Origin of the sequence: Staphylococcus argensis, assembly GCF_002902305.1 — a bacterium.
Taxonomy (GTDB): domain Bacteria; phylum Bacillota; class Bacilli; order Staphylococcales; family Staphylococcaceae; genus Staphylococcus; species Staphylococcus argensis.
In genome coordinates this window covers 56,219-69,837 of record NZ_PPPX01000016.1, presented here as the reverse complement: position 1 = coordinate 69,837, position 13,619 = coordinate 56,219, and the positions used below count along the sequence as shown (strand labels likewise).

Here is a 13,619-nt window from a genome sequence, read left to right as displayed (position 1 = left end):
ACGTAACAACTTACATTTTAACAATCCAACCAACTAAACCTTCTCAATATACTGATCCTCATACTCTAAATCCTTACCCACAGGCTCCCATCGGATCAACGTCGTCACAACCACACCCACAATAGGAAACACCGCCAGAATCAACATCGTCTTATTCAAACCATAGCTACCATAAATAATAGGAAACACAAACGTCCCAAACATACTACCAAACCGACTCACAGACTCAACAAAGCCAGTCCCCTTACCACGAAGAATCGTCGGATAAGACAACGAAGCAATCGCCTTACCCTGCGTTCCCGGACCACTCGAATGTCCAAACAAGAACACAGCCACCATCGCCGCAATCAACCAAGTCATCGTCTGACCATAGAAATTACCGATGAGCAACATCATACTCGCCACAAGCGTAAAGCCGATAATAGTAAGACGTCGCGCACCCAATTTCGGCGTCAACAGCGCGCCAGTCAGACCACCAAAGATACCTGCAATGTTAATCAAAGCAGTCCCCGTCAATGATTGAAGCTTATCTTGCCCCATAATCGTCGTCGCAATCAACGGTATGTAGAGACCAATCGCATAGTACTGCATCCCTTGAAGCGTCGCAATCGCTGTAGCAAGAATCGTACGTGGGCGATAACGTTTGTTAAAGAGTGTACGCATCGGATGTTTCACTTCGCGATGTTCATACGTCGCATTTTCACCCTGATCAGGCGCAATATTTACCGTAATATTATAGTTCTTCTCAAGTTCCTTACATGCCTCTTCAAGCGTTTTATTCTTCATAGACCAAGTTGGACTTTCGCTGAGGTAGAATAAACGTAGTATCAAGATGATTGTCGCGAACACAGCACCCATACCTACGGAGTAACGCCACAACAACGCACCTGTACCTAAACTGTAGAAGAACATCACAATCAGCGCTGAAGTCACGACTGCAATGTACCAAACCACTTGCCAATAATTGACATTACGACCTTTCGCTTTCTTATTACTAATTTCGGCTACAAAGGTAAAAGCCACTGGGCTATCCATTCCAATCGCAAAGCCCATGAGTAAACGGAAACAAAGCAGGACAGATGGTACCGGAGCAAGCGCCGCACCAATTGAGCCAATAATTAAAGAAATCAGAGAAATTGAGAGAATCAATTTCCGCCCGAGCTTATCCGCATAGAAACCTCCGATGGCTGCACCGAATAAAGCACCAAAAGGCATGGCTGTCATAATGTAAGACAAATACGTCTTAGATAGTGTGAACTCTGATGTCAGTTGATCGGTCGCCGTACCGAGGATCGTTAAGTCATACGCATCTAGAAAGATCGTACCGAGAACGATGATGAGTAGCAACGCCGTTCGTTTCGTATTCTTCTGACCATTAACGTAATCAATAATATCTTGTTTCGTGTGAATCGTGATGGCGGATTGTGCCATTCCAATCCCTCCCCAATATGTAATGTAGTTAAACAGTTCTGAATGGAAATATGAGATTCATCCATGTGATAATAGCGGTGTAGTATCACAGGTATGCATTGTTAGTATACAATGACCTGAACAGAATTACGATTGATAATTTACAAAGTCAGAAATATTAGGAGCTGAATTTATGTTTACAGTCTTTGGTCATCGTGGATTACCATCGAAAGCACCGGAGAATACGTTAGCCTCATTTAAAGCTGCCTCTGAAGTGGAAGGAGCGCAGTGGCTAGAGTTAGATGTAGGTATCACGAAAGATGAACAACTCATCATTATTCATGATGATTATTTAGAGCGGACAACGACTATGTCCGGCGAAATTACCCAACTCAACTATTCAGAGATGGAGGAGACTTCCGCAGGTTTGTGGTATGGCGCTGAGTTTAAAGAGGAACGCTTGCCGACTTTTAAACAGATCGTGGAGCTGGCCAACACATATCAAATGAATCTCAATGTGGAATTGAAAGGCGTGACAGGTCCGAATGGCACGGCACTCTCTCGCAGTATGGTGGAACAGGTCCATTATCAACTGCAAGAGTTAGACGAGGGACTCGATGTGCTGATTTCTAGTTTCAATCTTCCTTTGTTAAAAATGAGCGAAGCCATCATGCCAGAATATCGTCGCGCAGTGTTATATAAAAATGCGTATTTCAAAGAAGACTTCCGCACCGTTATGGATTTCTGCAATGCGCAAATTATTAATATTCAAGACGCAAAACTGACTGAAGCACGTGTGAAGATGATTAAATCAGCAGGATATGAACTCAATGTGTGGACAGTAAATAAATTAACGCGCGCCAATCAGCTTGCGAATTGGGGCGTGGATGGCATTTTCACAGATAAATTGGACCAACTCATCCATTTATCTCAACGTGACTAAGAGGAGTAGATCAATCATGGTACGTTTGAGTATCTTAGATTATTCACAAATTGATGAAGGGAAAGATGCAGAACAAGCGTTACAAGATACGATACGGTTAGCAAAGTTAGCTGATCGACTCGGCTACCACCGATTCTGGGTGACCGAGCATCATAATGTACCTGCATTCGCGTGTAGTAGCCCTGAGTTGCTGATGATGCAAATCGCGAGTCAGACTGAACGCATTCGGGTCGGCTCAGGTGGTGTGATGCTGCCTCACTACAGTCCATACAAAGTAGCGGAGAACATGCGTATGCTTGAAACGTTCTATCCGCATAGAGTGGATGTCGGCGTGGGCAATACGTACGGCACGCTGTTGGTGAAACGTGCATTAGACGAGATGAAGTCAGAGTATAAGGACTATCGTCAAAGCGTGACAGAATTGAAGCGATACTTAGCGCAGTCATCGGTAACACTACGAGGTAAGCCGTTAATGGCGCAACCCGTCGTATCGCGTACGCCTGAAATGTGGCTGTTGAGCACGAGTGAAAGAACGGGCCGTTTAGCTGGTGAACTAGGTTTAGGTTTCACGGTGGGTACTTTTCTTCTACCTAACCAACGGATGATTGATGGTACAAAGCGTAGTGTGGCGGCGTATCGTTCTGAGTTCGAAACGAGCGAAATTAACGAGAGACCCAACGTGATGGTGACTGCATTTATCGTGATTGCTGAGACGGAGGACGAAGCGGAACAGTTAGCCCAAGCATTAGATATTTGGTTATTAGGTAAAAAGCAATTTGCCGAATTCGAACGCTTTCCTTCAATACAGACCGCGCAGAATTATCAACCCACCGACCGTGATCGAGAACGCATGACAGACCATCGTTCAAGTATCTTAGTCGGAACTGCGCAGTCGATTCAACCGCAATTAGACGCATTGATTGAGATGTTCGATGCAGACGAAGTATTAGTATCGCCATTGTTGCCGGATATCGACGCGCGTTGTAAGGCCATCGAACTATTAGCAGAAATAATTTAATCTTAGAGAAACACCTTAAATTGCGAAACGATGAAGTTGTGATACTTCGTTGAGTTGCGATTTGAGGTGTTTTTTAGATTGAAGAAAAATGTTGTGGCCTAGATCTATCATGCATCTCGAGTGCACATTGAAAAATTGAACAGAAATAAATTTTAATACTAGTAGAATATGATGAAATGATTTAATTGTTACTAAAGTAATTTATATACTCAAACGTTCTTACCAACATAATATATGACTTAATTGACTTTAAAGAAGTACAATAATAATTTTTACTCATAACATTTTCTTAAAATGATGTACTCTATTCCTCGAAGCAATCCAATTAAAAGAAAAATAAAGAGATGTGTGTTGGAGATGAGTTGAATTGCTAATGATAATTGTAAAGAACTGGTTTAAACTCATGTACTCTTACAATACAAGTGAAGGGAGAAGACGACACTCCTGAGGGATCAAGGTCACAGCGAAAATCCATTTTTCGAACTGTAAAGTGAGAAAAATTAGTTGAGCGTGACCCCCTAGGAAAGGAAGTCAATTCTCCCAATACGAAGTATTGTCTTAATCAATGCATTAAAATACAACATGTAGTGAAAGAACTTTAAACAAACTTTACAACGCCTTAACCATTAGTTATTAAACGCTTGCTACTGTAAAAGTAGTTCAAAAACTATAAGAGAAGGTGTTGGAAAAGATGTCAAAGCACAATCATTTAAAAAAAGTATCACGCAGCGCACTCACGGTTGCACTCGCACTAGGACTTGTCGTCCCTGTCGCTAATTCAGGTGAAGCACAAGCCTCTGGTGGCGGAGGGACCTCTCAACAACAAGGACCTCAACTTCAAAAGGAAAAGCCAAAAGTGGCACCTGTACCTGCTAAAGATCAACCGAACCGTATCGTTACAAACTTTAATGGTAATACGAAACATGAAATGGCGTTTAACTGGTATACGACACACCACTTTAAAGATGCGAAAGTATGGGTTTCAGAAGACCCTAATTTTACAAATCCTAAAACGTTTAAAGCGAAATCTAAAAAAGTGAAGTCGAAATACGTCGAACGTGACCACAATGGCAACTTTATCTTCAAAGATGTGAAGAAAGATGATGATGGTAAGCCGATTAAAGATAAGAATGGTAAAGAACAAAGCAATGGCTACTTCACAGATAAAAACGTCTCTGGCCCAGAATGGACGAGTGGAGATCAGCAAGGGGAAGTGAACCTGACGTCTCAAACGGAACATACATACAAAGCACATGCGAAAGAGCTCAAGCCGAATCACACGTATTACTATCGCGTAGGAAGTGAAGACGGTCCGAAGAGTGAAGTCGGTCATTTCAAGACATCAGGTAAGAAAGGCGATCCGTTCAAGTTCGTGCAATACACAGATACGCAGAATGCTTTCTGGAATGAGCATGCACGTAATGAAGCACAGTTTGGTGCAGACACGTTACAACGCGCAACTCAAACTGCGGGGCAACCAGACTTCGCACTCCACACAGGTGACTTCGTTGAGTCAGCAGAGGTAGAGGACGAGTGGAAAGATATTTACGATCAGTCACGTCCATCGTTTATGTCACAACCTCTTGCGGCCGTTTCAGGTAACCACGACGAGCGTCCATTAGATGATGATAACGATGACAAACTGCTTGATCGTTTCAACCGCCACGTTAATGTTCCGAAAGGGAATAACGCGATGAATGGTGGCTCTTATTATTCCTTTGACTATAATGGTGCGCATATGGTGGTAGCGAATACAAATGATAATAAGAAAGGTAAAGATAATCCTGACGGCAAAGCCATTGGTAAAAAGCAAATGGAATGGATTAAGAATGATATTAAACAAGCACGTAAGAAAGGTTCTAAGTGGGTCATCCTCAACTTACACAAACCGATGTACTCTAAATCGTATCATGCGCTTTCAGATGACGACGTGAAGAAAGTGCGTAAGGAATTGACGAAAGAAATTGATGACCTCGACGTTGATCTCGTACTCCAAGGACACGATCACGTGCTCGCGCGTACGAAAGTGTTGCAACACACGGATACGAAGAATAGTTTCGTCAACGCGAAGACGGAAGATGTGAAACAAGTGAAAGGTAAGGACAACGTCAAATACTATGACAATCCGAAAGGTTCTGTCTACGTGCTACCGAATACTGGTGGTACGAAAGAATATGATTCAATCACTGACAAGTCGTTGAAACATATCAAGAAAGTGCGTCCTGAATTGAGCTGGTTGAAACGCAAAGATTTAGATCATTACAATAGCTTGTTCGCGTTAGGTCGCCAGCCACAAAAAACTGATGCATTTAAAGATAAACATTCCAATAATCGTGATTCTTCTAGCCAAAACTTCTCCGTCTATGAGGTAAAAGGCAATAAGTTGAAAGTGAAGATTTATCAGTTAAGTGGTGACATGACGAAAGGTGAACCACGACAAACGAAATTAATTGATGAATTTGGAATTAAGAAAGATAAATAAGGTGCGTAAGAGTCAAAACAAATTGAAATAGTTAGGGGGTGACAGTCAATTTGAAGTTTAAATTGTGGCAAGGTATGGCTATGGTAAGTTTAGCTTTGGTGCTCGGAGGATGTAATTCTGAAAGTGACAGTCATGCGAAAACAGAACAGGTGCACACTCAAAAGAGCAACCAGCAACATACTTACTCAGTTTCAAAGAAACAAAAAGCGCAACTTAAGAAAGAAGTCATGCAGTATTTTAAACAACATAGTTCAACGAAGACACCTGCTTTCACTACACGTTTCTTCGCTGGTGGATCGATATCGACAGGTGATTGGTATGCGGTAACACCAGAGGGCCAATTACAGGTGAGTGATCGTGGTAAGCCAGGGGCGAAAGCTTTTAAGAAACATAATATTGTCGGTATCACGACCTATACGAGTAAAGATGGACAACAAGGGTTAGATCCTCAAGCGAAGTCACTGTCTAATATCGAAGGTTATACGCGAGTAGCGAAGATGGATCATCCTATCAAGAAATACTTGTTCGCTGACGATGGCAAAGTGTATGAAGCTGAGTTTAGCGGGGAGGACACCACGTTGTCTACCGGATTTGCGCCTAAAGATCACAACGATAAAGATCCGAACTTGGCACCAAGCGAAGTGTTTAAACCGACCTCGGATAAGCAGTTAGCAGATTTCTGGAAGAAGAGGCTTGAGGAAGCAGATTAGTGTAAAATTGACAGTTTGAAAGTTGTTAACATTGCGTTATATAAATGCTTGTAATTTCCATGTGTAAAATCATATAATTAAATAAAGTTATTGCGCGTAATGAGTCAAATAATGAAAGGTTGAGATAACGTTAACTAACCCTAATTAAGATGCGACAGTTCTAAAGCTCCTAAGTCCTTTCATCATGATTTGCGTCGCAATAACTTTCTTACCTTTATGGTAATGTCTTGTCACTTCAGTTTAACGAATTATTTTTGAAGGTAGACAGAGGTCTATCTTTTGAGCTCTAACGCTATGGCGAGAGGCTTAACAGAAATGCTATACGTTGAGTAAGATAGCTGTATTTCGACAGGCCAGTACGAATAATACTACAACACATTATCATACACTACATGCCTGTGCTTGTTTGAAATAGTAAGCAACTTATAGCGTATAGAAGACGAAGTGCATTTTACTATAACTATGAAAAATAAAGAAGAATAGAATATAAATTTCTGAATAATCTAACTTGAAGTCTGGTGCATTCGCACATAATTTGTCATAATTAAGGTAGAAGCCTAAAGAAATTACAGAATGGGCGATACGAAATGGGAGTGACAAATTATGAAGACAATAGCTATCGCAGGTGCAGGCGCTATGGGTGGCCGTATCGGCACGCAAATACAGGAAGCGGGTTACGATGTGACACTGCTCGATTATTGGAAAGAACACGTTGAGAAGATTAATCGCGACGGTATTGAAATTCAAACGGAGACGGACACGTATCATCTTGATATTAAAGCGAAGTTTCCGGAAGAAGTTAACGAACAGTACGATCTTATCATCATCTTAACGAAAGCGATGAAGTCGAAAGAGATGATTGAGGTGTTGAACCAGCGTGGCGCGATTAAGTCAGACACAGCCATTCTGACGATGATGAATGGGCTCGGACATGATGAAACGTTCGCGACAGTCGTTCCGAAATCTCAAATCTTCCTCGCTGTGACGATGTGGACAGCGGGTATGAGAGGTCCAGGTCAGTTGTTGCTTGAAGGCGACGGTACGATTGAATTACAACGTGTAGACGGTGTAGCTGACGAACGTACTGAAACGATTAATCAAATCTTTAATGATGCGAAACTCAATTCTCACGTTTCTGACAATGTGTTCCAATCTGTGTGGTCTAAAGCGACACTCAACAGCGTGTTAAATCCTTTATGTACGATTTTGGATAAAAGAATTGGAGAGTTCGCACAATATGAGCAATCACGTGAGATGATCACGCCAATTATCGAAGAGATTGTAGCTGTAGCGGATGCTAAAGGGATTGAACTTAACTTTGATGATTTAGTGAAAAAGGTAGAAGGTTCTTACCCAGATGAGTTACAAGGTCTGCATTATCCATCCATGCATCAAGACTTACACAGTGGCCGTTATACTGAAATTGATTATTTAAATGGTAAAATCGCTCAGTATGGTAAAGAAGTTGGTGTGGCGACACCAACGAATGCATTATTAACGCATATGATTCATCAACTTGAGATGAAATATGTAGAAGCGTAACGTAAATTGATAGAATTCACTTAGCCGGTAGTCTGCGGGTTGTCTTACCTTAGACTGCCGGCACTCTTATGTTGAGAAATAGCGAGGATGTGTACACTATTTTTGTACTTTTTATTGAAACACTTTTAGGGAAAATATAGAATGAAAAGTAATCAACCCTGTAATAATGAGAGTTGTGACCAGATTAAGAACTATATTTGAGGTGAAATTATGCAGATACTCTTTGATGCTGCAGTCAGCCCAGTTTACCGTGGTATATTGGCTTTCTTCCTCGTCATCAACGTGGTACTAGCCTTTATTATCGTCTTCTTAGATCGAGATCGACGTGAAGCCACATCGACTTGGGCTTGGTTATTCCTATTATTTATTATGCCAATCGTTGGATTCTTTGCATATATCTTCTTTGGACGTGCGGTGCGTAAGAAACGTCAAACGAATACGTACTACAACCCGATTGATGATGACTTGCATCGTAAGAATTACCAACAAGAGAATCCACAGAAATATATTCATGAAGCGCATAATCCTGTAGTTCGTAAACACAGTGATATCGTGAAGACCCTGTTAACGAAAGAAGCGTCGTTCCTCAGTCATAATAACCATATTGATGTGTATACGGATGGACATGATTTATATCGTCAAATGCTTGAAGATATGCGAAACGCGAAGTCTTTTATACATATTGAAATTTATACGCTTGAACTAGATGGTTTAGGTAAAGAAATTATCGATGTGTTAGAAGAGAAGTTAGGAGAGGGACTTGAAGTTAAACTCCTTTATGATGCGGTCGGCTCTAAGACGATTCACAAATCGAAATTCAGCCACTTCCAATCGCTCGGCGGCCAAGTCGAAGCGTTCTTTAAAGCGAAGATTCCGTTCATGAACTTCCGAGTGAACAACCGTAACCACCGTAAGATTACCGTTATTGATGGACAGAAAGGGTACGTCGGCGGGTTCAACATGGGTGATGATTATTTAGGTAAAGGTAAGCTAGGTTACTGGCGAGATACGCACTTCCGTGTTCAAGGGGATGGCGTAGATGCGCTAGAGTTGAGCTTTATCCATGACTGGAACTCACAATCTCACAGGGAACAACTGTCATATAATGAGAAGTACTTTCCGAAAAATGCTTACGAAGATGGCGACAAGTCGATGCAGATTGCCTTGAGTGCGCCAAGTGACAATTGGCACCAAATCGAATTCGGTTATATGAAGATGATCATGAATGCGAAGAAATCGATTTACATGCACTCACCGTATTTTATCCCGGATAATGGCTATATCAATGCTTTGCGAATTGCAGCGAAATCAGGTGTCGATGTCAATTTGATTATTCCATGTAAGCCCGACCACATGCTCGTGTATTGGGCGACAATTACGAGTGTAGCACAGCTCATCAATGACGGCGTGAATGTCTATACGTATGAGAATGGCTTTATTCACTCTAAGATGATGGTAATTGACGAAGAAGTGGTCAGCGTCGGTTCTGCCAATATGGACCACCGTAGCTTCGAACTTAACTTTGAGTGTAATGCGTTTGTTTATGATGACAAAGTGGCGAAACATTTAATTGAGAAGTTCAAAGAGGACTTGAAAGTATCAGAGAAACTCACGAAAGAACGTTACGAACAACGGTCTACGTGGATTAAGTTTAAACAATCGATTGCGAAACTCGCATCACCAATTCTTTAATGGGTGGCTTAAGGCTAGGGATATCCGTTTGCCCGATATCCTTAGTCTTTTTGTTATAGTGTTAACAGTGGAGTGGCGTGTTGTAAAAGTGAATGATAAAAGCGCAATATTAAAGCGGCTACCTCAAGTGATGAGATAGCCGCTATTCTTATAGCATCTATTATTGAACTTTGTTCACTGATGCATCGTAAATTGAATCAATTGTTTGACCTAAGATTTTGTCGAATTCTTCGTCTGATTGACTTACACGTAAGTCGTTGATTAAAGCACGAGAGAAGCTTGCGATTAAGTCTTTGTTTTGTTTAAGTACTTCGTTCGCATGTTCTCTGCTGTAACCACCAGATAAAGCAACCACACGTACCATGTTAGGATGGTTAATTACTTCTTCGTATTGGTTTGCTTTAGTAGGGATAGTGATCTTAAGCATAACAAGTTGATCTTCATCTAATTTATTTAAGTGTTCTAACACTTTTTTAGATAAATATTCTTCGATTTCTTGTTTGTGTTCAGCATTGATATTTACTTCTGGTTCAATGATAGGTACTAAACCTTTAGCAATAATTTGTTTAGCTACTTCAAATTGTTGTTCAACAACTTGGTCGATACCTTCTTTGTTGAATTCTAAAATGTTTGAACGCATTTTAGTACCGAAGATTTTGTGGTCGTTTGCACGGTCTAACAACTTGTCTAAATCAGGGATAGGTTTCATAAGTTGAACGCCGTTTTCTTCTTTATCTAAGCCTTTGTCGACTTTTAAGAATGGTACAACACCTTTGTCAGCTAGGAAGTCACCAGTGTGTTTACCTTGAACTTCGCGATCCATAGTTTGTTCGAAGAGGATTGCACCGATGATTTTGTCTCCTGTGAACTCAGGGGATGACACGATGCGTGTACGCATGTCGTGTACGAGTTGGAACATTTCATCATCGTTAGAGTATTGGTCTTCTTCAATACCGTAGCCTTTTAACGCTTTAGGAGTACTACCGCCACTTTGGTCTAATGCTGCGATAAAGCCTTTACCATTCTTCATTTTATCTAATTGTTCTTGATTCATTTCTTACTTCCACTCCTTTAGTTAATCTCAGTTATAGTATGCTAAAAATTCGGTCATAACGCAAATAGTAGCGCTTGTTTTTGGCGAAATTTTTGTGCTTTTTTGTAAGGTAGCGCTTTCTTTTTGGAAGGATAGGTTGTGTGGGACTTAATTGGGGAAATGCGCTTTGAATTTGTATTTTCTTCTGTAAGTAATGAAATAGAAAATCTTCAATTTGTTTTCAGTTTGCAACACTCCCTTACTTAGGGGGCTGCATTCAACTAATTTTTTCTCGCTAATATAGTTCGAAAAAATGGATTTTCATTGCAGCCTTGTTCCCTCAAGTGTGTCGTGTTGCCTTTGAAAACAAATAAATTGCTCTTACTTTATAAAATCTAGCTACTGCTTTCTTACAAAAGAATGTAATTGTGTATATGAAAATCAACACAATTAGATTTAAAAATGATAGCACTGATTAACCTTTGATATTTGATGAAATAACTAGAATTTAAGTACTACTTTTTAAGTATCTAGTAACCAATTAACGGGAACTTACTATTGCCATACTTGTATTAAAAACAACTTAATTATCAAAGTAATGTGAATGATCTCGCTAAAAATATGGCAACAAGTTAATGCTGGGAGATTTGAACAAAAACAGAAAATACAAGGAAGAAATGTGAGGTCTTTTTAAATTTATTTATATACATTAATTAGGAATAAATATACACAAGAAAAAATAATTAAGTCTGTTCAATTCGTTAAATCGTAACTTAAAAAAGTGTTAACGAACGAAAATTCTAATGCTCTCACACCTAATTTTTATATAATTATTCATTAGGTTAGATACAATATTTTATGATGAATTTGCATTTTTATTTAATATTAGTTAGTCTCTTGTCTGTACAAACAAAGAAATATCTACACGTACCATGAGGGCGAGTGTAGGTTAATCTATACCACTTTCATTAAAGATTTACACAAGATAGATTGATAAGGAGTGTTTAACTTTGAAAAAAGGGAAGGTCATGGATTGGACGACCTTCATAGGTACCGTTGTTGTACTACTTGTTGCGGTTATTCCTATGATGGTCTTTCCAAAAGCAAGTCAAGATGTCATAACTCGAATTAATGATGCGATATCAGGTTCACTCGGGGCAGTATATTTAGCACTGGGACTGCTAATACTTGGATTTGTACTTTATATCGCATTTGGTAAATACGGAAATGTAACTTTAGGGAAAGCGACAGATCGCCCTGAATTTAATAACTTCAGTTGGGCAGCGATGCTCTTCTGTGCAGGAATTGGTTCAGACATCCTTTACTGGGGTGTAATTGAGTGGGAGTTCTATTACCAAGTTCCGCCGAACGGAGCGAAAGGTATGACAGATGAGGCGCTTTCTTACGCCACTACATACGGGATGTTCCACTGGGGTCCAATTGCTTGGGCTATCTATGTGTTGCCAGCTTTACCGATTGGCTATCTCGTCTTCGTTAAGAAGAAACCCGTTTACAAGATTAGCCAAGCTTGTCGTCCGATCTTGAAAGGTCAAACAGATAAGTTATTAGGTAAAATTGTCGACATTCTATTCATCTTCGGTTTACTCGGTGGTGCGGCAACATCGCTTGCACTCGGTGTACCGATGATTTCAGCGGGAATCGAGCGCCTAACAGGACTAGACAGCGAGAACATGGTGATGCGCAGTATTATCTTATTAACGATTACGGTTATCTTTGCGATTAGTTCTTATACTGGCTTGAAGAAAGGGATTCAAAAACTGAGTGATGTGAACGTTTGGCTATCGTTCTTATTACTTGCCTTCGTGTTCATCATTGGGCCTACTGTCTTTATGATGGAAACGACTGTGACAAGTGTTGGGGATTTACTGAAGAACTTCTTCCACATGGCAACATGGCTTGAGCCATTCGGTGGTATCGATGGACGTAAAGAAACGAACTTCCCTCAAGATTGGACGATCTTCTACTGGTCATGGTGGATCGTATATGCGCCATTTATCGGACTCTTTATCGCACGTATTTCTAAAGGTCGTACGTTGAAAGAAGTCGTGCTCGGGACTATGGTATACGGTACATTAGGTTGTATCTTATTCTTCGGTATTTTTGGTAACTATGCCGTTTATCTTCAAATTACACATGAATTCGATGTGATTAATTTCTTAAATCACCACAGTACTGAAGCGACTATCATCGAAGTGATGCATCACTTACCAATGCCAAGTATTACGATTGTCTTATTCTTAATTTCAGCGTTCTTATTCTTGGCTACAACATTCGACTCAGGATCTTATATTCTTGCTTCGGCTTCTCAAAAAGTCGTTGTTGGCGAGCCATTGAGAGCCAATCGTTTATTTTGGGCATTCGCCTTATGTCTATTACCGTTCTCACTTATGCTCGTAGGTGGTGAACGTGCATTAGAAGTATTGAAGACAGCATCGATTCTGGCAAGTGTGCCATTAATCGTCATCTTCCTTATCATGATGATTTCCTTTATGCGAACGCTGGGTAATGACCGTATACGATTGCAACAGCGTGCGGACAAGCATAAAGAGGTTGAAAGACGGTCTCTACGGATTGTGCAGGTTGCTGAGGATAAGCGTGATATTCACCACGACGACAACTTGTAGTTCTGGCTTGGACTTGGCTTGTGACAAGCGCTTGCATTTGTCGTCGTCATCAAAAGGTATTGGCTCGTTTACGGGTAGTAAACGTCGCTGCATACCTTTTTCGACTCCTAAAATGCGAAACGCTTTCACTGCGCCAAAGGATTA

Annotated in this window: 9 protein-coding genes; 7 read left to right on the top strand and 2 right to left on the bottom strand. The window is 40.6% G+C overall.

Translation table 11 applies throughout. The features are described from left to right. Positions 1-33: 33 nt before the first annotated feature. Complete coding sequence (locus tag CD039_RS09285) at positions 34-1,431, bottom strand: MFS transporter (protein WP_103372073.1); 1,398 nt, start codon at positions 1,429-1,431, stop codon at positions 34-36. 172 nt (positions 1,432-1,603) lie between these two features. Here CD039_RS09285 and CD039_RS09280 point away from each other — a divergent pair, with 172 nt between their 5' ends. From CD039_RS09280 to cls, 6 genes are all read left to right on the top strand, one after another. Beyond that, a complete protein-coding gene (locus tag CD039_RS09280) occupies positions 1,604-2,353 on the top strand; it encodes a glycerophosphodiester phosphodiesterase family protein (protein WP_103372072.1) in 750 nt (249 codons plus the stop codon). Positions 2,354-2,369: 16 nt separating this feature from the next. Next, complete coding sequence (locus CD039_RS09275; RefSeq protein WP_103372071.1) at positions 2,370-3,371, top strand: LLM class flavin-dependent oxidoreductase; 1,002 nt, start codon at positions 2,370-2,372, stop codon at positions 3,369-3,371. Between the two features lie 691 nt (positions 3,372-4,062). Then, positions 4,063-5,853, top strand: a complete 1,791-nt coding sequence (locus CD039_RS09270) for a metallophosphoesterase family protein (protein WP_103372070.1) — start codon at positions 4,063-4,065, stop codon at positions 5,851-5,853. A 50-nt stretch (positions 5,854-5,903) separates the two neighbouring features. Beyond that, positions 5,904-6,563, top strand: a complete 660-nt coding sequence (locus CD039_RS09265) for a hypothetical protein (RefSeq protein WP_240595123.1) — start codon at positions 5,904-5,906, stop codon at positions 6,561-6,563. A 603-nt stretch (positions 6,564-7,166) separates the two neighbouring features. Further along, positions 7,167-8,105: a ketopantoate reductase family protein gene (locus CD039_RS09260; protein ID WP_103372069.1), complete on the top strand. Its 939-nt coding sequence runs from the start codon at positions 7,167-7,169 to the stop codon at positions 8,103-8,105. 210 nt (positions 8,106-8,315) lie between these two features. Beyond that, positions 8,316-9,797, top strand: coding sequence for a cardiolipin synthase (gene cls, locus CD039_RS09255; RefSeq protein ID WP_103372068.1), 1,482 nt, complete (start codon positions 8,316-8,318; stop codon positions 9,795-9,797). Between the two features lie 160 nt (positions 9,798-9,957). On the opposite strand, the gene CD039_RS09250 is transcribed toward cls, so the two are convergent. Further along, positions 9,958-10,851: a fructose bisphosphate aldolase gene (locus CD039_RS09250; RefSeq protein ID WP_103372067.1), complete on the bottom strand. Its 894-nt coding sequence runs from the start codon at positions 10,849-10,851 to the stop codon at positions 9,958-9,960. Between the two features lie 989 nt (positions 10,852-11,840). On the opposite strand from CD039_RS09250, the gene CD039_RS09245 reads away from it, so the two are divergent. After that, on the top strand, positions 11,841-13,475 hold the full coding sequence (locus CD039_RS09245; RefSeq protein WP_103372066.1) for a BCCT family transporter: 1,635 nt from the start codon (positions 11,841-11,843) through the stop codon (positions 13,473-13,475). Positions 13,476-13,619 lie beyond the last annotated feature (144 nt).